Annotated in this window: 20 protein-coding genes; 13 read left to right on the plus strand and 7 right to left on the minus strand. The window is 48.5% G+C overall.

What is annotated here, in order from left to right:
- Window positions 1-32: 32 nt before the first annotated feature.
- Together ICL55_RS12720 and ICL55_RS12725 are read right to left on the minus strand one after the other, a co-directional pair.
- Window positions 33-422, minus strand: a complete 390-nt coding sequence (locus ICL55_RS12720) for a hypothetical protein (protein ID WP_188097600.1) — start codon at window positions 420-422, stop codon at window positions 33-35.
- Window positions 422-2,836 carry a DUF5686 family protein gene (locus tag ICL55_RS12725; RefSeq protein ID WP_188097602.1) on the minus strand — a complete coding sequence of 805 codons (2,415 nt, stop codon included), beginning with the start codon at window positions 2,834-2,836 and terminating at the stop codon, window positions 422-424. The genes ICL55_RS12720 and ICL55_RS12725 overlap by 1 nt, the downstream gene beginning before the upstream one ends.
- A gap of 229 nt (window positions 2,837-3,065) precedes the next feature.
- On the opposite strand from ICL55_RS12725, the gene ICL55_RS12730 reads away from it, so the two are divergent.
- From ICL55_RS12730 to ICL55_RS12750, 5 genes are read left to right on the plus strand one after another with little or no spacing between them, the layout of a single operon-like run.
- Window positions 3,066-3,710 carry a hypothetical protein gene (locus ICL55_RS12730; RefSeq protein ID WP_188097604.1) on the plus strand — a complete coding sequence of 215 codons (645 nt, stop codon included), beginning with the start codon at window positions 3,066-3,068 and terminating at the stop codon, window positions 3,708-3,710.
- A 5-nt stretch (window positions 3,711-3,715) separates the two neighbouring features.
- Window positions 3,716-4,012: a winged helix-turn-helix domain-containing protein gene (locus ICL55_RS12735; RefSeq protein ID WP_188097606.1), complete on the plus strand. Its 297-nt coding sequence runs from the start codon at window positions 3,716-3,718 to the stop codon at window positions 4,010-4,012.
- Between the two features lie 53 nt (window positions 4,013-4,065).
- Complete coding sequence (creD, locus tag ICL55_RS12740; protein WP_188097608.1) at window positions 4,066-5,391, plus strand: cell envelope integrity protein CreD; 1,326 nt, start codon at window positions 4,066-4,068, stop codon at window positions 5,389-5,391.
- 3 nt (window positions 5,392-5,394) lie between these two features.
- Complete coding sequence (locus tag ICL55_RS12745) at window positions 5,395-5,760, plus strand: diacylglycerol kinase family protein (protein ID WP_188097610.1); 366 nt, start codon at window positions 5,395-5,397, stop codon at window positions 5,758-5,760.
- Window positions 5,761-5,794: 34 nt separating this feature from the next.
- Complete coding sequence (locus ICL55_RS12750; protein WP_188097612.1) at window positions 5,795-6,466, plus strand: DUF1361 domain-containing protein; 672 nt, start codon at window positions 5,795-5,797, stop codon at window positions 6,464-6,466.
- 162 nt (window positions 6,467-6,628) lie between these two features.
- Here ICL55_RS12750 and ICL55_RS12755 read toward each other — a convergent pair whose 3' ends face one another.
- A complete protein-coding gene (locus ICL55_RS12755) occupies window positions 6,629-10,054 on the minus strand; it encodes a TolB-like translocation protein (RefSeq protein ID WP_223151421.1) in 3,426 nt (1,141 codons plus the stop codon).
- A 58-nt stretch (window positions 10,055-10,112) separates the two neighbouring features.
- On the opposite strand from ICL55_RS12755, the gene ICL55_RS12760 reads away from it, so the two are divergent.
- A complete protein-coding gene (locus ICL55_RS12760; protein WP_188097614.1) occupies window positions 10,113-10,751 on the plus strand; it encodes an MBL fold metallo-hydrolase in 639 nt (212 codons plus the stop codon).
- An 88-nt stretch (window positions 10,752-10,839) separates the two neighbouring features.
- Here the strand turns inward: ICL55_RS12760 and ICL55_RS12765 are convergent, their stop codons facing one another.
- The 3 genes from ICL55_RS12765 to ICL55_RS12775 form a co-directional block, all read right to left on the minus strand.
- On the minus strand, window positions 10,840-12,372 hold the full coding sequence (locus ICL55_RS12765; RefSeq protein WP_188097616.1) for a lipopolysaccharide biosynthesis protein: 1,533 nt from the start codon (window positions 12,370-12,372) through the stop codon (window positions 10,840-10,842).
- A gap of 33 nt (window positions 12,373-12,405) precedes the next feature.
- Window positions 12,406-12,804 (minus strand): alternative ribosome rescue aminoacyl-tRNA hydrolase ArfB, encoded by a 399-nt coding sequence (arfB, locus tag ICL55_RS12770; RefSeq protein WP_188097618.1) that lies wholly within the window; start codon window positions 12,802-12,804, stop codon window positions 12,406-12,408.
- Window positions 12,805-12,953: 149 nt separating this feature from the next.
- Window positions 12,954-13,427, minus strand: a complete 474-nt coding sequence (locus ICL55_RS12775; protein ID WP_188097621.1) for a hypothetical protein — start codon at window positions 13,425-13,427, stop codon at window positions 12,954-12,956.
- Window positions 13,428-13,523: 96 nt separating this feature from the next.
- On the opposite strand from ICL55_RS12775, the gene dtd reads away from it, so the two are divergent.
- The 5 genes from dtd to ICL55_RS12800 all read left to right on the plus strand — a co-directional run bounded on the left by dtd (window position 13,524) and on the right by ICL55_RS12800 (window position 17,574).
- Window positions 13,524-13,976, plus strand: coding sequence for a D-aminoacyl-tRNA deacylase (dtd, locus tag ICL55_RS12780; RefSeq protein ID WP_188097623.1), 453 nt, complete (start codon window positions 13,524-13,526; stop codon window positions 13,974-13,976).
- Window positions 13,977-14,031: 55 nt separating this feature from the next.
- Window positions 14,032-14,358, plus strand: a complete 327-nt coding sequence (locus tag ICL55_RS12785) for a nucleotide pyrophosphohydrolase (RefSeq protein ID WP_168870531.1) — start codon at window positions 14,032-14,034, stop codon at window positions 14,356-14,358.
- Between the two features lie 81 nt (window positions 14,359-14,439).
- Complete coding sequence (locus tag ICL55_RS12790) at window positions 14,440-15,396, plus strand: YihY/virulence factor BrkB family protein (protein WP_246496237.1); 957 nt, start codon at window positions 14,440-14,442, stop codon at window positions 15,394-15,396.
- 80 nt (window positions 15,397-15,476) lie between these two features.
- A complete protein-coding gene (locus ICL55_RS12795; RefSeq protein WP_188097625.1) occupies window positions 15,477-16,904 on the plus strand; it encodes a glycine--tRNA ligase in 1,428 nt (475 codons plus the stop codon).
- 46 nt (window positions 16,905-16,950) lie between these two features.
- Window positions 16,951-17,574 (plus strand): hypothetical protein, encoded by a 624-nt coding sequence (locus ICL55_RS12800; protein ID WP_188097627.1) that lies wholly within the window; start codon window positions 16,951-16,953, stop codon window positions 17,572-17,574.
- A gap of 4 nt (window positions 17,575-17,578) precedes the next feature.
- Here ICL55_RS12800 and ICL55_RS12805 read toward each other — a convergent pair whose 3' ends face one another.
- Window positions 17,579-18,301: a ferredoxin--NADP reductase gene (locus ICL55_RS12805; protein ID WP_188097630.1), complete on the minus strand. Its 723-nt coding sequence runs from the start codon at window positions 18,299-18,301 to the stop codon at window positions 17,579-17,581.
- Window positions 18,302-18,591: 290 nt separating this feature from the next.
- On the opposite strand from ICL55_RS12805, the gene mfd reads away from it, so the two are divergent.
- Together mfd and ICL55_RS12815 are read left to right on the plus strand one after the other, a co-directional pair.
- Window positions 18,592-21,834 carry a transcription-repair coupling factor gene (gene mfd, locus ICL55_RS12810; RefSeq protein ID WP_343067788.1) on the plus strand — a complete coding sequence of 1,081 codons (3,243 nt, stop codon included), beginning with the start codon at window positions 18,592-18,594 and terminating at the stop codon, window positions 21,832-21,834.
- A gap of 185 nt (window positions 21,835-22,019) precedes the next feature.
- Window positions 22,020-22,733, plus strand: coding sequence for an SIMPL domain-containing protein (locus ICL55_RS12815; protein WP_188097634.1), 714 nt, complete (start codon window positions 22,020-22,022; stop codon window positions 22,731-22,733).
- The last annotated feature ends 27 nt before the right edge of the window (window positions 22,734-22,760 follow it).

A 22,760-nucleotide genomic window follows, 5' to 3' on the forward strand; every position in this document is an offset into this window, starting at 1 on the left:
TTTAACCGGGATAACATTGTAGGTTGCTGTTGTTAACTATTCAGCCGGGTCATTTCCATCACTACTTGTCGGGCGAACACTTCCAGTTTCGTATCTTCTAAAAATTCCAGGTAGTAATAATACTCTGCTTTGGATGTCATTTCATGCAGGTTATTATTCATCTCAAAATGGCCGCGGTAGAAGAGATCGATGGTGCTCCCGGGTTGGGTGGGATTAAAGCTACAGGCGCCTAACCGGGCATCATGAAACGTAATCACGATTCTGTCGTCGTCATTGGTAAATCTCAATTCCAGCTTCCGCTCCATCAGGCTATAGGTGAGGCGGATGCATTCGAAGTCGTTGTGGAGGTCGTAATACATATCTCCTATCTCGCCGGACAACAGCGTATCGAATAAGGCGGTATGTGTTACGTCTTTTTTCATCAGAACTGCAATTTAAAGCTGCCGAATACGCCGAATTTCTTGTTGGCCGGTTCATCAGGCAATACATCCGGGGCCACACGCCAGATGAAGTCTACCCGCAGAAATTTGAAGATATTTTCGATACCGGTGCCTACTTCCAGATAAGGGTTGCCCTGGAGTGTCCGGAAGGGATAACCGTTATACAGGTTCAGCTTTTTATTCGGTTCAGACAGGGAGCCTACCACCCCTTTAGCGGTCCAGAACTGGCGCCATTTCAATTTCTTGATGAGCGGGATGTATCCGAAGATACCGTTACCGATGGTATGTTCTACGTTGAAGCCAACATATTGATCGCTGAGGAATTCGAAGCGGTTCATCATGTTGAAGGCGTATTTGTTGTAGTAGTAGATTTCGTTGCCGGGGTGTACTTCGAGAGAAGTATAGGGCACGGTACCGAAGATCTTGCCACCAAAAACATTGTAGTAGAGAGAGCCGAAAGGCGGTAGTTTAATGTAGTCAGATACGCTGAGGGATACACGCTGATATTGCTGGCCGCTGTTGGCGATACCCGGGATACCCACGGCGTATTTCAGTTCCGTGATAGGGTATTTACTGCCGAGGCTGATCCGGTAGTAGTTGCCTTCGAGGAATTGTTCATGGAAAGCCCAGCGGAGTTTCAGTTCCACTTCCGTTGTTGTAAGGGGATCGCGGTTGCTGATCGTTTTGGGATAGAAATCTGCGGTTGGCAGCGGCTCGTATGGTCTGGCCTGTTTATGCAGCAGTGTTATCTGGTGTGAAAAACCACTATAATATTCCTTGAAGAATTCCAGCCGTTGTTCCTGTATCATGAGGAACTTCTGCGGGATACCATTTTTACGGATGGCGAGGGTAAAGATGTTGTCGGTACCTACTTCGTCGTAGTAGTGGGAACCGTTGTCAAGGTCTTTCGTATAGGCGCCGTAGAGGTACATGCGCGGATGCCGCTTCAGCAGCCAGAGGGCAGACATTTTTCCTTTATAGACGTTATCCTTGAAGCCATAGGCCAGATATCCGTAGAGGTATATGTCTTTGTTGAATTTGGGAGTGGTGCCAAGGTCGAGGCGCAGGCGGAACCCTTCCAGCCGGTTCTGGGAAAAGAGGTAGTAGTAAGGTCCCCATTCTATGGGCCCGAACGGTTTATAGCCCGTTGCCAGGAAGCGGATGGTGTTGGAATATTTCTGGAAAAGCGGCATCCGTTGGAGGGTATCCACCATTTTGTAGATACTGATCTCATTTTTACTCAGATCTTCCGGCCGGTTGTCGTTCCAGAAAGATTCTTTGCGCACCCGGGCGCTGTCGAGTACTACGACTGCTTCCGGATATTTTTTGTTACTGAAGATGTTGGTCGCGGCGGTGTCATTCGTGATCACATTATCGTAGGTGGTGCTTTTACGGCCGATAAAGTCGAATGTTTTACCGGGTTTGGGGCTGGGCGCCCAGAAATCGGCCACGAACTTGTCTTTGTAAAGGAACCAGGTACTGTCGTGTAGTTGTCTGAATTCCTGTACCATGCTTACGCGGCGGACGAAGTTGATGTTAGCGTCTTTGGGGACAGACAGCGTGACTTTCATGACGGCGTAGGTGGTGTCATGCACCCAGATGTCGCCGATAAACGTGTTTTCCCCTTTTCGTTTAGGCGTGAAATTGAGTTTGATAAACCGCTGGCTGCTGATATACTGGGTATCGGCTATCTTATAGTCGTAGTAGAACGCGCCGTTGTGGTGTATCGGACTAACGAACTGTTTGTCGAATACCGGTATGAAATTATTGTAGACGTTGATATTCTGGTACATACCGCCGAGGAATTTCGTCACGCTTTCATTGTCGATACCGGAGGTACGGGCGGCTTTGATGATTTCTTTTGTTTTGCGGGGGGATGACTGAAAATAGTAATCCGACAGCGATTCTGTCAGGAAGATGGGGAGGAATGGTTTATCTTCTGATGTGCTGTCAATGTTGTCAAGGATAAAGGCAAATGGTTTGGTAAACCTGTTTTTGGACAGTTTTTCCTTATTCAGGTTTTTCATGTCCAGTTCCAGTTTGTTATATACCTCGTATTTATAGTTATCTAGCCGGTTGTAGTTGTTTTCCGGTTTATGTTTAACGATCTGTTTAAGGAGAATGAGGGCGAAGTTAACGTTGGCTTTTATCTCGTATGTTTTCAGGGAAAGATCGGAGCGGGTCACTTCAAAGTTGATGGTTTGTTCCTTTAATGTCCGGTTGACCGGCATTTTAAGAATAGTATACCCCATTACCCTGACCAGCAACGAATCTGACGGGATAACATTTAGCTCAAATAAAAATTTTCCTTCAGCATTGCTCACCATACCAGTTTGTGTATGATCAAACTGAAGGGTCGCGAAGGGAATGATTTCCTGTGAGTGCGCATCTCTCACTGTTCCACTGACCTTATATTGCTGCGCCTTCAATTCTGTACACCAAACGCTTACGCCTATTAGGACTGCTATAATTCTTTTCCAACCAAACATATCTGACAACAAACTTAGAGTATTTAACGCTAACCTGTATAGTTGCTTTCCTGAAGGTAACGCAGTTATGACGAAAAAAATATATTTTGAAATACAGGAAATTATTTTAGCTTTGTATTGCAAAGTGCTTTTTAGTATGACAGACGACCAACAACATCTGCAGACATTAACAGACATCAAGCGTATCATGGAACGCAGCAGCCGGTTTATTTCACTGAGCGGGCTGAGTGGCGTGTCTGCGGGGCTGTGCGCCCTGGTGGGTGCCTGGCTGGCGCGTGTTTGGCTGGTGGCATATTATGAGCGTTGGGACAGCACAGGCGTGTATAATGATGCCGACTTTGCGGACCTGAAGTTTAAGCTGATTACGACGGCGTTGGTGGTGATGGTGGCTGCGATCAGCGGAGGGCTTTTCTTCACCTGGCGGAGGGCGAGGAAAAACAATCTTCCGATATGGGATGTGACGAGCCGTAAGGTGCTGATCAATGTATGTATTCCGCTGGCGGCAGGTGGTGCTTTTGCCGCCGGACTATTGTATAATCACATAGAAACGCTGGTGGCGCCTACCTGTCTGGTTTTCTATGGCCTCGCGCTGGTAAATGCCAGCAAGTACACCCTGCCCGAGTTGCGTTATCTGGGTATCCTGGAAACGCTGCTGGGTATCGTTAATCTTTTTCTTTTGCGCAAAGGGCTTTATTTTTGGGCAGCAGGATTTGGTGTATTACACATCGTTTATGGTATCGCCATGTGGTGGAAATATGAGAGAAGGGGAAGCTTTCAATAATTAGCATGAATCCGATTGGTAACTTAAACAAGATATTTGAGAGCCGTATCCGGCTGGGCGTCATGAGTGTGTTGATGGTGAATAACGAGGTCAATTTTAATGACCTTAAACAGATGCTGGAGGTAACCGACGGCAATCTGGCCTCGCATCTCAATACGCTGGAGGAAAACGGCTACATCAAGGTATACAAGGGGTTTATTGGTCGTAAAACCAATACGACCTACGCTATTACCGCTGCCGGCGAAAAAGCTTTCAAAGGCCATCTGGCGGCCCTTGAACATATGATCAAATTCACGAAATAATTTTTTTTGTCTTTTTACTTTGAAACACAAAGTGCTTTTTAAAAAATCAAACCATGGAAGTTCCAGAAAACACCCCCAATCAGTCATTCTTTAGTCGCTATGCTTACGCCTTCAAAGCGATGGTCATCGTCATCATGGTGATGGTATTATTAATCCCGGCCAGCATGATCATGGACGTTATCCGCGAACGTCAGGACAGGCAAGCCTCCGCAGTGGAAGAAGTGAGCAGCCGCTGGGGATACGAACAACATATTACCGGCCCCATATTGGCCATTCCCTATACCGTTGCTGGTTCTGCCAACACTACCTACGTGTACCTGTTGCCCGAACAACTAAAAATCAATGGAGAATTGTTGCCCCAAAAACTTAAAAGAGGCATCTTCAGCGTGGCGGTTTATGACGCCAAAATGCAGCTGAGTGGTACCTTCAGCCCTGCCGCCCTCTACAAAACAGGCGTACCGCCATCCGCACTGAAATGGGACCAGGCGTCTATTATTATGGGCATCACCGACCTGCGTGGCATAGACAACCAGGTTAAAATGGTCTGGAATGGAAAAACATTCCCTTTCAGCCCTGGCGTGGTCAATACTGACCTGTTCAAAAGTGGGATTCAGTCCCCGGTATCGCTGGCCTCCGGCGATACCGCGGCCCTCGCCGGCACCTTCTCTGTGGAAGTAGGCGTTAAAGGCTCCGGCAGGATCAGCTTCTCGCCTGTGGGTAAAACCACCACGGTGCATACCAGCTCCAGCTGGCCCGATCCCAGCTTCGATGGCGCCTTCCCGCCTAAAGACCGTCGTGTGGACGCTAAAGGCTTCAGTGCCTCCTGGGAAATACAAGACCTCAACCGGGAATATCCCCAGAGCTGGGCGGGCAACAAATACGATATCCACAGTGCCGACTTCGGCATCAAATTCTTTATGCCTGCTGAAAGCTACCAACAGTCGATCAGGGCGGTGAAATACGCTATCCTCGTCATCGGGCTCACCTTTATCATCTTCTATTTTATCGAACTCTCCCAACGCCGCGCCATTCATCCATTGCAGTATGCCCTCGTAGGCCTCGCCCTTTGTATTTTCTATACCCTGCTGATATCCATATCAGAACAGCTTAACTTTACACTGGCCTACCTGATTGCCAGTGGGCTTACCATAGGCCTGATTACGCTGTATGTGGCCAGCGCCTACAAAAGCAGCCGTATCGCTGCAGGAATCGGTGGTACCTTGCTGTTGTTGTACGGTTTTATCTACGTGATTATCAGCGCGGAAGACCAGGCCCTCCTGATGGGCAGCATTGGCCTCTTCCTGACATTGGCGGCGATCATGTATTTCAGCAGGACCATCAAATGGGACAAATTATCTGAGAAATCAACAGTACAATAAAATATGAGGAAAGATTCTTATTTCAGCAGACGGTTGGCCAGTTTCGGGTATGCTTTCAGTGGAATTGCGGCTTTTCTTCGCAGTGAACCCCATGCGCGCATCCATCTGGTGGCTACTATCGTGGTAACGGCAGCCGGCTGCTGGTATAAGCTTTCCAGGATGGAATGGATCTTGCTAATCATCACCATCGCGGTGGTCTGGGTCTCAGAAATGCTGAACACCGTCATCGAAAAAATCATGGACCACCTGTCGCCCGACTACCATCCCCGTGTAAAGTGGATCAAAGACGTGGCGGCAGGTGCCGTGCTCATCGCCGCTATAGCCGCCGCCGGCATCGGCGCATTGATATTTATCCCCCATATCCTGTAAACGGTTATTCATTATTCTAAAAAACATTCGAACCATGCGACTGAAAGGCATTTTCCGTTTGATCCGGCAGCGGGTTGCGAAAAACCAGCAGCGATATACGCTGTACTTTTCCATTCTGTTTAGCCTCGCACTACTGTGCTATCGTATATACCATTCCGGTACCTATCTGCGTGTATCCCTGGTATGGAACCTGTTTCTGGCCTATGTGCCCTTTGCCATTACCCGCTGGATGGAAAAACATCCTGCTGAAATCAAAAGCCGCCTTACCTGGTACGGCTGCTTCGTCGCCTGGCTTCTGTTCATTCCCAACGCACCATATATCCTCACCGATCTGTTCCATCTCTTCGATGGCGGCGTGCCATTATGGTTCGACCTGTTTGTGATCTTCTCCTTTGCCTGGAACGGCATGATGCTCGGCTACATGTCCATCCGGAGCATGGAGCATCTCTGGCGGACACGTTATACCCGCTGGCCGGCATGGCTGTTTACTTTCCCGGTCATGTTCCTTTGTGGCATGGGCGTATATATTGGCCGCTACCTCCGCTATAACAGCTGGGATGTGGTAAAAGATCCCCTGACACTGCTGGGGGATATGAGAGACATCGTTTTACACCCCGTGGAAAACCGCAGCGCCTGGGCTTTTACGGTTTGTATGGGCATCTTCCTCAGTCTCATGTATCCGCTGGTGAAAAAACAATCCGCGTAAGCATTTTGGGATTTTTTGATTTTCGAATTTTGGAATTTAGGGGATCATTACAGCGAAATGAATAAAAGAAAAGACCGAAGCGGGCATCGCTTCGGTCTTTTCTTTTATTCGCGCTGGGTAAGTCCCCGAAATCTCAAAATTCGAAAATCAAAAAATCCCAAATTAAAAATCTACGCCCATACCGAAATACCAGATAGGGCTGCCGCGGAAGAACGCCACCATCGGCCAACCGGCATCTACGCGAAGGAAGTAGCCGGCGATGGTAGTACGGGCGCCGAAGCCATAACCACCAATAAACGGCCCGAGGAAACCTTCTTTGATACGGGTGGTCACCACACCGTTATCGTCGTTGTAGTTGGTATAATTGGCGTCTTTAAAGCTCAGTTTTTCATTCCAGGCGGTACCAATGTCCATGAAGGTGGTTACCTGGAAGTTACGCAGGAAAGCAGAGTTGATCGGTTTCTCAATAAATGTGGCGAATACCGGCAAACGTAACTCTGTATTGAGCAACATCACGTTGTTACCATTTTTCGCATTCTGTTTGTAACCACGCAGGTTTTCTGCCAGGGTCTGGAAGGCGTAGTTAGCGCTCATATTTACCGGTGTATTGGCATTGATCTGCGGGTTCAGCCAGTTGTCGATGCCACCGAGGTAGTACAGCAGTTTGCGGGTACCCCAGGACATATCCAGTGAAAAGCGGGTAGCCCAGATAAAGTTGCGGTATATTTTTTCGTAGTGTCTAACGTCTACGCCCATATTATAGGTGAACCGTCCGCCGGTAGCCGGTGCATTCGGGTTGAAGATCTCATTCAGGCCACCGTTGGTCAGCTGGGAGTTAAGTTCTCCATACACTTTGTAACGGGTACCGTTCCAGATGTTGATAGCCGGGTTGATGGTATTGTCGTACACATACTCCAGCCGTCCGAGTGCATAACTTTCGCTGTAGTTTTTGCTCAGCAGCGATGGTTTTTCCACGGCTTGTGTTACCAGTTTATCAGTACGGTAGCCAACAGAGAGGCGGATGCTGCGCACCTGATCAAACGGATAACGTGCTTCTACCTGATACAGGTTGGTGATGAATTTCGCCGGTGCGCGGAACTGACCGAGCTGCGGGTCACTTACGATCACATCGCTGTTCTTGTCTACTTTACGGTAGTAGGTGAATTTATAGTCGAAGCGTTTCTTCAGGTAATTGGTCGTGAAGAAATACTCGGAGCCCTGCAGCGAGGATGGGATACGGAAACCACCGTTAAACTTCAGGTCTTCGAACAGATCGCTGACGCCTATACGAATTAAACCATTCACCGGGTCGGTCAGACGGATAGGGCCGGACGGAGGACCGGTAAACGGCTGGTATTTGTTGATCAGGATGGAGTTGTCCAGCTGCAGCACCAGGTAGTCTGACGCGAATTTGAATTTATAGGGGAATAATTTAGCTTTTTTGAGTACCGGTTCTTCCCTTTTCTTTTCAAACAGGCCAGGCACAGAAGAAGATGGTGCGTTGCCGATGCTGCTATTATTATGACTGGTGGTAGTGTCCACCGGCTCGTTGCCAAATTCGTTCTGGAAGAAATTGGTATGGGTGGAGGTGTCCTTCGGTACAGCCGGCTGAGAATAAGTAGGCAGGCCTAAACGAAGGCTGTCGGCATGCATTTCAGCCCTGCGGAAGTTGGTAGGACGGGCATTCACGTTCCTTTTCTTCAGCACATTGGTGTCCACTTTCAGTTTCATGAGGCGTTTGATGCCGGCATAACCAACCACTTCTGATACTTCGCCCTGTTCGCCGGTGATACGGGATTCCTGTATACCATACGGATAGTTGGATATCGGGAAAGTGTAGGTAGAGTCCATGGTGATGGCCACGGCCTGAACAGAATCCGGGGCGGTGGTGCCGTAAGCTGCCAGTGTTGAGTCCAGTTCTTCCTTGTCCGGATTGTGCAGGATTTCTGAGCCTACGAAGAACAGGGAGTCCACCCCGGCGCTTTTGGATTTGAAGAAGCCGGCATAACGGTTACGGATACCGTTTGCATCGGATACAAAGGTAAAGTGCGTGGTGTTATACTGCATAGGCAGTCTGGCATCGCCGTACTTCAGGTCTGTGAGCTGGGTGATCTGTTTTTCGCTGCTTTTGTTCCAGTTGTCCACCATGAAGATGTTGAACGGTCTGTTAGGCAGGGTGGTATCGCTGCCCCTTCCTTTGGGAACGGGCCGGTTGGAAGAGTAGATGATACCGCTTTTGCCCGGGAAGGCTGCGAAAGACGGGTCCAGATCATCATATATGTCGTTGGTGATCTGATCTGTTTTAGAATTGCTGATGCTGTAGGTGAAGATGTCGGTATGTCCGTTTTTGATGGCAGACAGCAGGAGCGTATTTTCCTGTACCGGCATGTATTTGAAGTCCACTACGCGGTCAAACTGCGGGAGGTCCTGACGTAGGGTCGTTTTCGTGATGAGGTCGTAGACCATCAGTTTGGTCTTGCCTTCGTGCTCATACACGACGGCGAGGCGGTTGCCTTTCGTGTTCCAGGCCATCAGCGGATAGTTGGGGTCCACCTGGTTGGCCAGCACCCAAACGCCGCTGCGCAGGAGCACCTTGGGTTTGTTCCACCCCAGCTGAATCTGTACGCGGTAGACGCCTTTTTTGAATTCTACCACCGCATAAGAGTTGTTTTTAGGATTCGGGTTGAAGCGGTAGTAGTCGGATTTACCGATTTCCTGTGCAACAATAGTGCGGCCTTTGGCAGATGTTTTACGTCTGCGGTTATCTTCAGCAAAACGTTTCTGGTAAAAAACGAAGAAGTCCTGGGTCGCCTTTTTAGGGGTTTGGTTGAGTACCTGCTCAAAGCCTTTTTTCAGGCCCCTGTTGATACGGGTGATGTACATCAGGTAAGGCACGGCATCTTTTCCATATTTGCTTTCCACATAGTACCAGAAGGCTTGTCCGGCCAGAAGTGGTTTATCGTATGCCAGTGAGTTAAAGCTGCTGTATTTACCGGAGAGCAGCACGGATTTCAGTTCTTCGTCGAGTTTGGCGTTCCAGGGTTCGGCGGCATAAGCGATAAAACCGTCGGTAAACCATTTAGGGAAGTCTATCAGGGCGGCGTTACCGGCAAATTCGCCGATGTCTTCACCAAAGAGGAGGGTTTCCAGCAGAATGCGGGCTATCCCCTGGCGGATCTGACGATGCAGGTTTTCGTGGTTACCATCAAAGTAAACGATCATTTTATTACCTACCAGCTTAGTAACACCTCCGGTGTTCTGCCAGTCAATACCGATACCGATATTGGACTGTTTCATCTCCCCGAAGCTGTTATAGACCACAATATTGATGCGCTGGCGGGGATTGGACTCCATGAACTGTTCTATCGAAGGCAATTCCTTTTCGGCTACCTGGACAACATACTTGCCCAGCTCCAGCCCGTTCTGGCTGAAATAAGTGTTGAAATGCCGGCTTTGGTAATATCTCCACTTAAAATTCTTGAACTGAACACGATTTTGGCCGAATTCAACGGTATTGGTCTGGGCTTGCGTAACGAATGTTCCAAGTAATAGGGCACCGAATAATAACCTGGTAATAAATCTGTTCATACAGAAAGTATTGATAATATTGTGATCTGTTTTAAAATTAGCTAAAAATCAGGTAACAATGATCGAAATCCAACAATTCACTTTTGGTCCTCTCCAGGAAAACACCTACCTGCTTATTAACGGAAAAAGGGAATGTATAATTATAGACCCGGGTTGTTATTTTCAGGACGAAAGAAAAGAATTATTGCAATATATACAAACGGAACAGTTAAATGTTACGAGATTACTGAATACCCACTGCCACTTTGATCACATCTTCGGGAACAAACTGGTATCGGAGACCTATCGCCTGAAACCCGAGTTTCATGAGAAAGAACAGGTGGTAATGGACAACTCCCAGGCTGTAGGAGCTATGTACAACCTGCCATTCGACCCCTCTCCTATGCCGGGCCGTTATATTGTAGAAGGGGAAAAGATAGCCTTTGGCAGCCATGAGCTGGATGTGCTCTTCACGCCAGGCCATTCACCCGGAAGCATTTCGTTTTACTGCGCTGACCAGCAGTTTGTGATTGGAGGAGATGTACTGTTTTACCAGAGCATCGGCCGCACAGACCTGCCCGGTGGCAATCATGCCACCCTGTTGAACAGCATTCGGGAGAAACTGTTTGTATTACCGGACGAGACGAGGGTGTTCCCTGGCCATGGTCCTGCAACGACCATTGGTTTTGAGAAGAAGTATAACCCGTTCCTCATTTAGTCATTTGGTTATTTAGATATTTAGTCATTAATAAGGGGGCAAAGCCTTTTACAACAGCTAAATAGCTAAATACCGCAATGGCTAAATGTTATCTGATGTATTTCCCGATAAACGGCATCCGTGCGAACTCCTTTTTCTCCATGCGGAAGATAAACCACGCATAGGCGCCAAAGAGCAGGGTGGCCACTGCGAGAGACAGCGGTTTCAGTGCATAGATGTCGCCGGGAGAAAGCACCTTCGCATTCAGCCAGCTGAATACATAGTAGGTGAGCACGGCCAGCCCGATGTAGGTGATCAGTTTAGGGAGATGATAAGGTATCGGGTAATAACGTTGTCCCCATACGTAACAAACCACCATCTGCACAAAATAGCAGACCATGGTGGCGAGTGCTGCGCCATAGTAGCCCATCACAGGTATCCACCAGTAATTGAGCAGGAAAGCCAGTACAGCCGTGATCAGGGTGATCACAGCGCCGGTTTTGGTACGATCTGTCAACTTAAACCAGATGGTGAGGTTGTAATAGATGCCGAGGAACATATTGGCCAGCAGCAGCACCGGCACTATCCGCATACCCTGATAGTAGAAGGGTACCCGGAGGAATATCTTCCAGACATTGAGATACAGGCTTACAAAGAGGAACATGAAGCACAACATCACCACAAACAGCTTCATGATACGGGCATATACCTTTTGGGGGTTCTCACTTTCCGCTTGTTTGAAGAAGAAAGGCTCGGCCCCTAACCGGAACGCCTGTATGAACATGGTGATGAGGATGGCGAGTTTATAATTGGCGCTGTACAGGGCGATGATCTCCTTTTTGGCCTCCATATCGTTGCCCGGAAGGAACCGGGGCAGGAACCAGGCCCTGTCGAAGGTCTCGTTGACCATCCCGGCCATGCCCACAATGATCAGGGGCAGGGCATAATGGATCATTTTTTTCCAGAGCGCAGGGTCAAATTTCCATTCTATCCGCCATATCTGTGGCAGAAACAACACCAGCATGAGTGCGCTGCCCAGCAGGTTGCTCAGATAAATATAGCCGGTCTGCTCACTGCCGCTATGCAGGCTGGGTGCCCACTGATGACCGGCAGCAGCCAACTTGGGGCAAATAACCAGAAAAAAGATGTTGAAAAAGATGGTGGTCAGGATACCGGCTACCCGGATGGCGGCATACCGTACGGGTCGGCCCTCCAGCCGTAGTTGGGCGAAAGGGATGGCGGTCAGTGCATCAAAAGCCATCAGCAATACAACGTACGTGTAAAATGCCGGGTGTCCGGTAAGCCCCGCCAGCTCCCCGGTATACGAGTTGATCACCGGCCCCCGCAACAATAACAGCAGGATGGTGATGGATATCGTGGATATTAGCAGGGATATGGTGGACGTCCCCAGCACGTGGGACTTGTTTTCCTGCTTGGCAAACCGGAAAAAGGCCGTCTCCATCCCGTAGGTGAGCACAATATTGGCAAAGGGGATATAGGCATATACGTTAGACATCTCCCCGAAGGAGGCCCTGCTTAAAATGCCAAGGTAAAAAGGCGTCAGGAAATAATTGAGCAGCTTGCTCACAATATTACTCAACCCGTAATAAACCGTCTGTCCTGCCAGTTTCTTGATGCTCAAACCCTAAAAATTTTATGCAAAATACAATTGCCGTTACTCAAAATTACCCCTCCGCAGCTGTTTTTTCTCAGACAGCCGCTTCTTGAACTGTATCCTTTTTTCAACCACCGCCTTCGGAATTTTGGTGGCTATTCTTTTCTTGCGCGGGATCAGTGCTTTGTTGATCAGGTCATTTATCTTGAAAATAACCTCCTGTTTGTTGCCCAGCTGGGTGCGGGCAGTCTGTGACCTTACCTGTAATATTCCTTCTGAATTGATACGGTTGGCCAGCTTCTCATGGAGCAGTTGTTTTTGCTCCGGGGTTAACAAGGCGGAGGCTTCTATGTTAAAAGCACCTTCCACCATGGTTTCCACCTTGTTCACATGCTGTCCGCCGGAACCGCCGCTGCGGGCCGTACGGAAGGTGAGCTCAGGTGTAACATCGATATTCATTGTATGGTTCTTTTTTGTAATGCAAATTTACGTTAATTGGCCGGCAATATCAACAGCGATGGGCATGTTTGCCTATCGGCCACCGGGCAAAGGTACCGGAAACCAATATGCAAAACATGCCCATCGTGGCCTCGAACGTAACGGTAAGATTATTGTGCGTACGGAATCAGAAAAGCGCCGGTACTGTCTTTTTTAAGCGGTACGGGATTATCTTCCTGGGTGATGCTGGTAATTTCGAAAGAACAACCAGCCCTCTTGAACGTCATGTTGATTTTACGCTGTATGACGCGGCCCGGTTGGCCAATCTCCAGCAACAAGCCTGGTGATCCCGGACCAGTCAGGTAGGTAGCTCCGGCAACACGGTAGGCTTTACCAACCCAGTAACCGGATTTGCCGTCTGGCCGGAGGAACCAGATGCTGTCGAACGGAATAGTGGCCCGGGGGCCGGATACGAGGTCTTCACCGGTTTGAGGGTCGGTCAACCGGAACGGAAAGGTAGTGGCCAGTACGGAATATTGGGACATGTCTGTACAAGGCCCTACCACCTCATTTTTCCCCTTGTTGCCATGGCAGCCGCCCGCCAGCAACGAAAACAAGAGGACATTGAGTAGCATACGTTGCATAAACAATAGATTTTGGTATCCGTTAAGCGTATAAAAGCAGGAAATGTTACCGCGGTTTGTGTTAATTTCCCGCTTGATTAAAATAGGTACATTGATATGAGAGCAGTTATACAGCGCGTATCCGAAGCCTCCGTTACGGTGGATGGTGTGGTGACCGGCCAGATCGGACAAGGCCTGTTGGTGTTGTTGGGCATTGAGGATGCAGATGGCACGGAAGATATCCAATGGCTGAGCAGTAAGATCGTCAACCTCCGCATTTTCAACGACGATGCGGGCGTCATGAACGTTTCTGTGAAAGACATGCATGCAGATGTCCTGCTGGTGAGCCAGTTTACCCTGCACGCCTCTACGAAAAAAGGCAACAGACCTTCGTATATCCGTGCCAGTAAACCAGACGTGGCCATCCCGCTGTATGAAAAAGTGATCGCGCAACTGGAACAGGACCTGGGTACCACTATTCAGCGCGGTATCTTTGGCGCTGATATGAAAGTGGCGTTGCTCAACGACGGGCCTGTTACCATTGTCATCGACACGCATCAGCGGGAATAAGATAAAACCATTATGCCCGCAATCCGTTATCTTTAAGAACTACAATTTATTATCCATGACTATACAGGAAGCACAGGAAAAGATCGACAACTGGATCAATACTACCGGGGTACGTTATTTCAGTGAGCTGACCAATATGGCCATCCTTACGGAAGAAGTGGGCGAAGTGGCCCGTGTAATGGCCAGGCAGTTCGGTGATCAGTCTGCTAAAGACAGTGACAAAAAGAGAGAGCTGGCCGATGAACTGGCCGATGTCATGTGGGTGGTGCTGTGTATCGCCAACCAAACGGGCATAGACATGACCGTGGCGCTGGAGAAAAATTTTGATAAGAAAAATATCCGGGACGCTACCCGCCATACCAACAATCCTAAACTGAAATAATTCACCCTCCACTACGCCTATGCCACGGGAAGCAAATGCCCACGCATACTTTTTGCTTCCTGTGGGTAAAAAACCTGCAGCATGAATAAAACAATGGGAAAAATACAATTGTACTGGACGGTGCTGAAAGCGTCCGGCAGTGCTTTTATAGATGATAAAGTGCTGAAGCTCAGCGCAGCGCTGGCTTACTACACCATCTTCTCTGTAGCTCCCATGCTCATTATCATCATCTTCTTCTGCGACCTGTTTCTGGGCAAGGAAGCGGTGGAAGGCAGCATCTATGGCCAGATACAGGGCCTTGTAGGTAGTGAGGCTGCCATTCAGATACAGTCCATGATCCGCAACGCCACACTGTCAAACGATATGAGCTGGGCCACCATGGTCGGTTTTGTAACGCTGATCATCGGTGCTACCGGCGTGTTCGCAGAAATACAGGATTCCATCAATTTTATCTGGGGACTGAAATCGAAGCCTAAGAAAAACGGCCTGCTGCGCATGCTGATCAACCGGCTACTGTCGTTTTCGCTGGTAGTCAGTATGGGCTTCATTTTGCTGGTGTCTCTGGCGGTGAACGGTCTGGTGGAGCTGTTCCAAAATGTACTGGCACAACTCATCCCTACCAAACTCACTACCACGCTGATTGTATATATTGCCAATCTGGTGGTGCCTTTTCTGGTGATCACCACCTTGTTTACCATCATCTTCAAAGTGTTGCCTGATGCCCGGATCAGATGGAAAGATGTGCGGGTAGGGGCTATTGCCACAGCAGTGCTGTTTATGATCGGTAAATTCGCCATCGGTTACTATCTCGGCGCCAGCAAGGTCAGCTCTACTTACGGAGCGGCAGGCTCCGTGGTCATTATCCTGTTGTGGGTATACTATTCCGCAGCGATCCTCTATTTCGGCGCCGTTTTTACCCGTGAATACATCCGCCACTTCGGAAGGGAGATCTATCCCAATGATTATGCGGTTTGGGTAAAACAGGTGGAAGTGCCACACGTGCCACCGACGCCTGTTGATACGGTGGAGGAAGGGTAATATTTTTTATTTTAGCAAGATATATATTATAAAATAATTACAATCATATTTTCAAATTAGGCCTTTATCTTTGCGCCACTATGTCTACAGATCAGAATAAATTCCAGGCGATTATATCGCATTGTAAAGAATACGGTTTTGTTTTTCCGTCCAGCGAAATATACGATGGACTCAGCGCGGTGTATGACTATGGTCAGTACGGTTCCGAGCTGAAAAAAAATATTAAGGACTACTGGTGGAAGAGCATGACCCAGCTGCACGAAAATATCGTGGGGATCGATGCTGCCATCTTTATGCATCCTACCACCTGGAAAGCATCCGGTCACGTGGATAACTTCAGTGATCCCATGATCGATAACAAGGACAGCAAAAAACGCTACCGGGTAGACCACCTGATCGAAGCGTATGCGGAAACACTGCCTGAAGCAGAAGGGAACGCTGTGCTGGCCCGGATGGACGAGCTCCTGAAAGAAAACGACTTCGCAGGCCTGAAAACCCTGATCGAAGAGAAAAAAATAAGCTGCACCGTTAGCGGCACTTCCAACTGGACAGACGTGCGTCAGTTCAACCTGATGTTCTCCACCCAGCTGGGCAGCGTTACAGACGAAGCCAGCGAAATATACCTGCGCCCGGAAACGGCTCAGGGTATCTTCGTGAACTTCCTCAATGTGCAGAAAACCGGCAGGATGAAAGTACCTTTCGGCATCGCACAGATTGGTAAAGCCTTCCGTAATGAAATCGTTGCCCGTCAGTTCATCTTCCGTATGCGTGAATTTGAACAGATGGAAATGCAGTTCTTCGTACGCCCTGGCACGCAGAAAGAATGGTATGAGAAATGGAAAGAAGAAAGGATGCAATGGCACCTGAGCCTGGGCACCGATCCTTCCAAATATCGCTTCAAAGACCACGTGAAACTGGCGCACTATGCTGATGCGGCAGTAGATATCGAATTCGATTTCCCGATTGGCTTTAAGGAAGTGGAAGGCATCCACTCCCGTACCGACTTCGACCTGAAACAACACCAGGAATACAGCAAGAAAAAACTCCAGTACTTCGATACCGAAATTAACCAGAACTACGTGCCTTACGTGATAGAAACCTCTATCGGTCTGGATCGTATGTTCCTGCTGACTATCTGCAACGCTTACGAAGAGCAGGACCTCAGCACACCGGAAAAAGAAGACAGCCGCGTGGTGATGAAATTCCCGGCGAAGCTGGCGCCTATCAAACTGGCCGTTTTCCCGCTCACTAAAAAAGATGGTCTGCCGGAAGTGGCCCGCCTGTTGGTAGACAGCTGCAAACCTTATTTCCATTGCTTCTACGAGGAAAAAGATGCCATCGGCAGACGTTATCGCCGTCAGGATGCGATCGGTACGCCTTTCTGCGTAACCGTTGACCATCAGACCAAAGAAGATGGTACCGTTACCATCCGTTACCGTGACACCATGGAGCAGGAACGCGTTCCGCTCACAGAGGTGAAAAACATCGTTCTGAGCAAGATCATGTAACATATTCGGGGCCACAGCCGTTTAACGTCGTATATCCCTTACCCCTATGCATATACGAATTGTAACAGCTGTGGCCCTTTTGTTTTGCTGCATTTCCCTTTATGCCCAAAAGGCTCCCCGGGATTCCGCCAAACATTCCCGTCCCCGTAAAGAACAACCGGTTTATTTACCCAAAAAATGGCCGCATGTCGTGTATGGCACGCTGCTGGGGCCTTCCTGTGGTATTGGCGTTAACTATGATACCCGTTTTAACGGAAAACGCACCGGTCTGGGCATGCGTATAGGGGCCGGTATTGTGCCTCGCTACGAGGAGACGTGGTACTCTTATAAACGTGTTACCGCTGGCAGAACAATCCGGGACAGCACAATTACACACCACTTTTCCGTTCCCGACCGCCCTACCCTCTTCGGAGGCATTAACTACGTGTTCGCCTTACCCAATCCGGATAGAAATTGCCTGGAAGTAGGCGGGGGCATGACTTACATGTTTGGTGACTCGCTTTGGTTTGAGGAGGGCGCTTCAGACCGCACCACCCTGGGATGGTTGTCCATCGCCGGCCGGCGGCATTTTATCAATAAACACTTTATGTTCAGGATGGGTGCCATGCTGATGTTCTCTTCCAAAAATATAACACCTAATCTGGACACAGGTTTCGGCTACTGTTTCTAAGTGATTATCCGTACAGTTCCAGGTGAATATCGTGGCGGTCGTATCCCATGGCGGTGATGCGCTGCCGTGCTTCGTCTATCATGGCCTTCCAGCCGCATAGGTAGAAGTTGGCCGGGCGTTTGTCGCCGGCAAGGATCTCCTCGTAGATGCCGTGCACATAGCCTTTTTTGCCGGTCCAGTCTTCCTGGCGGCTTAAGGTAGGGATATAATGAAAACGGGGCATGTCTTTGTCCAGCTGCCGCATTTCTTCAGCATACAGCAGGTCCTGTTCATAACGGCAGCCAAAGATCAGATGGATGTTGGGATGCGGTAGCTGATGCAGCTGTATATGATGTACCATAGACCGGAACGGCGCTATGCCGGTACCGGTGCAGATAAGGAACAGGTCTTTTTCCATGTCTGCCGGCAGGGTGAACATCCCCAGCGGCCCCCTTACTTGTAGCGTGCTCCCCTCTTTGATTTCATTGAAGAGATAGGTGCTGCCGGCGCCACCCTCCAGCAGTACGATCACCAACTCAAACTCATTGGTGCCGTCCGGATGGGAAGCGATGGAATAACTGCGCCAGCGCTTGTTCTTCTTTTCGTGAATGGGAAGGTCCAGGGTGACAAACTGCCCGGGCTTGAAATCAAATCGTTCCAGCTCTGGTATACGGATCCAGAAACGCCGTGTATTGGGGGTTTCATCTAACAGCCGGGTGACGATGCCTGTATACCAGATCTCCTGCATGAAAAAAGGATTTTGGTGTCACTGAATATAGCAAAACATTTTGGATTTTATTATTTGAATATTTGCCCATTTTGATATTCAGGGAATCCTAAAGTTGGAAGACCAAATAATTAAATCTCTAAATACCCAAATAAACAAATGTTCGTATCTTTGCAGCCTTCATGAATTTACAGGCTGTATTACAATTATTTCAACGTGATGCTCGCCTGCAGACGCTGGTGAAGGGGATTCAAACACCCACCCCACAATACTTTCAGCTTTCTTCCCTGAGCGGGAGTGCAATAAATTTTGTGGCAGTATCAGTCTGGGCCAATGCAGAAGCGAACCATCTCTTTATTCTGAATGATAAAGAGGAGGCAGCCTATTTCCAGAACGATCTGGAAGAACTGAGCCAGGCCCTTGATATTTTCTACTTCCCCGATTCTTTCAAAAAAACCGGACAGTTCCAGGAGTTCAACAGCAGCCACAGTATGCTGCGTACGGAAGCGCTGATGAAATTCTCCGGAGACGGGGTGCGGAAAAAAGTACTGGTCACCTACCCCGAAGCACTCTGGGAAAAAGTGGCTGGCAGCAAGGCTTTCAGCTCCAATATGGTGCAGCTGAAAGTCGGTGACGTCCTGAAAGTAGATCCGCTGCTGGAAAAACTGATTGGCTGGGGATTTGAACATACCGACTTTGTATATGAGCCAGGACAGTACGCCCTGAGAGGAGGTATCCTCGATATCTATTCTTTTGGTAACGAAAAACCTTACCGTATTGAACTGTTTGGGGAAGATATCGACTCTATCCGCCTGTTTGATCCGGAGACCCAGCTTAGCGAGCGCAAGCTTACACAGGTGACGCTCATCGCCAATATGGACACCCATACGGTAGACCATATGAAGACGTCACTGGTAGAATTTCTCCCCGCCAATACGGTGGTATGGATGAAAGACCCTGCCTATATTCAGGGTGTGGTGGAGCAGATGGAACAGCGGCTCGATGACTGGCTGCTGACCGGTCAGAAAGTGAAGGTGAACGATGACGAAGACATGGTGCTGAGCAGCGATGATTTCGTGAAAGCCGCTCCCCTGATGGAACAGCTGTTACAGAAAACAACCGTGGTTTTCGGTAATAAAGAATACCTCACGGAAAAAGGCGTACAGCCGGTAACTGTAGCCTTCGATACACAGGAACAACCAGTCTTCAACAGACAGTTTGATCTCCTGATCAAAGACCTGGCCCAGCATAACAACAACAAATACTCCCTTTTTATATTCGCAGATAACCCGCGCCAGCTCGAACGTTTGCGCAGTATCTTCGAAGACCTGAAAGCAGATTTTGTCTTCTTCCCCATACCAGTGGCTATCAGCCACGGATTCATCGATCATTCGCTGAAACTTGCCTGCTACACGGATCACCAGATCTTCCAGCGTTTTCACAAATCAAGGGTAAAACAAGCCTACAACAAAAACAAGGCGATTACCATGAAAACGTTGCGGGAGCTGCAACCTGGTGACTATGTAACACACATCGATCATGGTGTAGGCGTGTACAGCGGTCTGCAAAAGATTGAGTCCGGCGGTAAAATGCAGGAAGCCATCCGCATCATTTACAAGAACAACGACCTGTTGTATGTAAATATCAACTCCCTGCACAAAATCAGCAAATACACCGGCAAAGAAGGTGTGGAGCCCCGGGTGAACAAACTCGGCAGCGACGCGTGGGACAAGCTGAAAGAAAAAGCAAAAACACAGGTTAAGGATATCGCCAAAGACCTGATCAAATTATACGCCGTGCGTAAAGCCCAGCAGGGTTTTGCACACGCACCGGACACCTATCTGCAAACAGAGCTGGAAGCTTCCTTCCTGTATGAAGATACCCCGGACCAGAGCAAAGCTACCGCCGACGTGAAAAGAGACATGGAGGGCCCCGCCCCCATGGACCGCCTCGTGTGCGGCGACGTAGGCTTCGGTAAAACAGAAGTCGCTATCCGTGCTGCTTTCAAATCCATCGTAGATGGTAAACAGGCTGCGGTATTGGTACCAACGACCATCCTCGCTTTCCAGCACTATAAAACGTTCTCTGAGCGGCTGAAAGATTTCCCCTGTACAGTGGATTACCTCAACCGGTTCAAATCTTCCAAAGAGAAAAAAGAAACGCTTAAAAAGCTGGAAGAAGGCAAGATCGATATCATCATCGGTACCCATGCCCTGCTCAGCAAAGATGTGAAGTTTAAAGACCTGGGCGTGCTGGTGGTGGACGAAGAACAGAAATTCGGTGTGTCTGCCAAAGAAAAGCTGAAACAGCTGAAACATAACGTGGACACCCTTACCCTAACGGCAACGCCTATACCAAGAACGCTGCAGTTTTCGTTGATGGGTGCCCGTGACCTTTCCATCATTAATACGCCACCGCCCAACCGGCAGCCGATTGAAACAGAAGTACAGGTCTTCAATCAGGACGCTATCCGCGATGCGATCTATTACGAAACGGAAAGAGGTGGTCAGGTGTACTTTGTGCACAACCGCGTAAAAGGCCTGGCGGAAATGTCCTCGCTGATACAGGGTCTCTGTCCCGATCTGTCTATCGCTACGGCTCATGGACAGCTCGAAGGTCACCAGCTGGAAGAAGTCATTCTCGACTTCATCGACCGCAAATACGATGTACTGGTATGTACCAATATCGTGGAAAGCGGTGTGGATATTCCCAACGCCAATACCATCATCATCAATAATGCGCACCACTTCGGGCTGAGCGACCTGCACCAGCTGCGTGGCCGCGTAGGCCGCAGTAATAAGAAGGCATTCTGTTACCTGCTGGCACCGCCGATGAGCACCCTCACGGCCGATAGCCGTAAACGCCTGCAAACACTCGAACAGCACAGTGAGCTGGGCAGCGGTTTCCAGATCGCTATGCGCGACCTCGATATCCGCGGCGCAGGTAACCTGCTCGGCGGCGAACAAAGCGGATTTATGGCGGAAATAGGCTTCGATATGTACCAGAAGATCCTCGATGAAGCCATCCGCGAACTGAAACAAAACGAATTCCGCGACCTCTTTAAAGAACAACTGGAAGAGAAAAAAGACTTCGTCAACGACTGTACGATCGATACCGACCTCGAAATACTGATCCCGGACACTTATATAGAAAGTATCCAAGAACGTCTGAACCTGTACCAGGAACTGGACAATACCACCGACGATGGCAGATTACAACAGTTTGAGCATGAGCTGGTAGACCGCTTCGGCCCATTGCCGGATCCGGTGAGAGACCTCCTGACCATGATACGCTGCCGCTGGATGGCTATTCAACTGGGCTTCGAGAAAATGATGCTCAAAGAAGAAAACCTCCGCTGCTACTTTATCAATAACCCCGACTCTCCTTATTTTGAATCACCTACGTTCAATCATATATTAACGTATATACAAACCCGTACCAACAACGCCAAACTCAAACAGGTAGGCAAAAACTTCATGTTGGTGGTGAACCGTATCCGTAATATGGACGATCTCCATGCTTTCCTCAAAGGCATAACGGATAGCCGTAAATAATTTTCTGTAACTTTTTTATGATGTAATCGTTTCATTTGTAATGCGAAACGAATGTTTTAATATTGACATATATTGATGTTGGAAAAATTTTTTCCCTGCTTTTGTGGAAACAGGGTTTTACCTGGCATCATGAGGGTGTAATAAACATCGAAAACAATTTTTTTAAATAAGAAAAACAAAGACACATGAAAAAGGTAATGTTATTAGCCGCCGGATTATTCTTCGCTCTGAGCACTTTTGCACAACAGGCTGACAATAATAAACAGGTAAAGAAAATTGAAGTAAACGGTTCTGCTGAAATAGAAATCACACCTGATGAATTGAACCTGGACATCTCCCTGAAAGAGTATTTAAAGGGTAAAACAAAAGTGGACATCACCACACTGGAAAAACAACTGGTAAAAGCTATCGCTGATGCAGGATTGCCAAAAGAAACCCTGACCATCGAAAATGTGAATGGCTTTAACAATGAGTTCTTCCTCCGCAAGAAAAAAGATCCGGTAGAATTTATGACCCGCAAGCAATATCGCCTGAAATTAACCAGACTGGATAAAATCAATGATATCCTGGGCGCCGTAGACGCGGAAGGTGTTGAAAGCACCCGCATCGCTTCTTATACTTCCAGCAAAATGGACCAGTATCGCAAAGAGGCAAAAATCAAAGCCATAAAAGCTGCTAAAGAGAAAGCAGAATATATGCTGGCAGCTATTGGTAACAGCATCGATGGTATCATCGAAGTACAGGAAATCAACACCGATAACTATCCTGATTACCGCCCGCAGATCATGGCCAACGCAATGTATAAATCTGCTGACGCTGTTGGTGGTGGTGCTCCTGAAATTGATTTCAAATCTATCAAAGTGCGCGCTGAAGTAAGAACAGTATTTAGCATCAAATAACGCTCGCCAGCTCGTGGAGTTCACGCA

Origin of the sequence: Chitinophaga varians (genome assembly GCF_014529945.1) — a bacterium.
Lineage (GTDB): Bacteria > Bacteroidota > Bacteroidia > Chitinophagales > Chitinophagaceae > Chitinophaga > Chitinophaga varians.

Coding starts and splice junctions, on each gene's coding strand:
- ICL55_RS12795 (WP_188097625.1), top strand. CDS start 15,477: ATGTCTACAGATCAGAATAAATTCCAGGCGATTATATCGCATTGTAAA.
- ICL55_RS12790 (WP_246496237.1), top strand. CDS start 14,440: ATGAATAAAACAATGGGAAAAATACAATTGTACTGGACGGTGCTGAAA.
- ICL55_RS12800 (WP_188097627.1), top strand. CDS start 16,951: ATGCATATACGAATTGTAACAGCTGTGGCCCTTTTGTTTTGCTGCATT.
- dtd (WP_188097623.1), top strand. CDS start 13,524: ATGAGAGCAGTTATACAGCGCGTATCCGAAGCCTCCGTTACGGTGGAT.
- arfB (WP_188097618.1), bottom strand. CDS start 12,804: ATGAATATCGATGTTACACCTGAGCTCACCTTCCGTACGGCCCGCAGC.
- ICL55_RS12730 (WP_188097604.1), top strand. CDS start 3,066: ATGACAGACGACCAACAACATCTGCAGACATTAACAGACATCAAGCGT.
- ICL55_RS12805 (WP_188097630.1), bottom strand. CDS start 18,301: ATGCAGGAGATCTGGTATACAGGCATCGTCACCCGGCTGTTAGATGAA.
- ICL55_RS12815 (WP_188097634.1), top strand. CDS start 22,020: ATGAAAAAGGTAATGTTATTAGCCGCCGGATTATTCTTCGCTCTGAGC.
- ICL55_RS12760 (WP_188097614.1), top strand. CDS start 10,113: ATGATCGAAATCCAACAATTCACTTTTGGTCCTCTCCAGGAAAACACC.
- ICL55_RS12755 (WP_223151421.1), bottom strand. CDS start 10,054: ATGAACAGATTTATTACCAGGTTATTATTCGGTGCCCTATTACTTGGA.
- ICL55_RS12745 (WP_188097610.1), top strand. CDS start 5,395: ATGAGGAAAGATTCTTATTTCAGCAGACGGTTGGCCAGTTTCGGGTAT.
- creD (WP_188097608.1), top strand. CDS start 4,066: ATGGAAGTTCCAGAAAACACCCCCAATCAGTCATTCTTTAGTCGCTAT.
- ICL55_RS12785 (WP_168870531.1), top strand. CDS start 14,032: ATGACTATACAGGAAGCACAGGAAAAGATCGACAACTGGATCAATACT.
- ICL55_RS12735 (WP_188097606.1), top strand. CDS start 3,716: ATGAATCCGATTGGTAACTTAAACAAGATATTTGAGAGCCGTATCCGG.
- ICL55_RS12720 (WP_188097600.1), bottom strand. CDS start 422: ATGAAAAAAGACGTAACACATACCGCCTTATTCGATACGCTGTTGTCC.
- ICL55_RS12775 (WP_188097621.1), bottom strand. CDS start 13,427: ATGCAACGTATGCTACTCAATGTCCTCTTGTTTTCGTTGCTGGCGGGC.
- ICL55_RS12750 (WP_188097612.1), top strand. CDS start 5,795: ATGCGACTGAAAGGCATTTTCCGTTTGATCCGGCAGCGGGTTGCGAAA.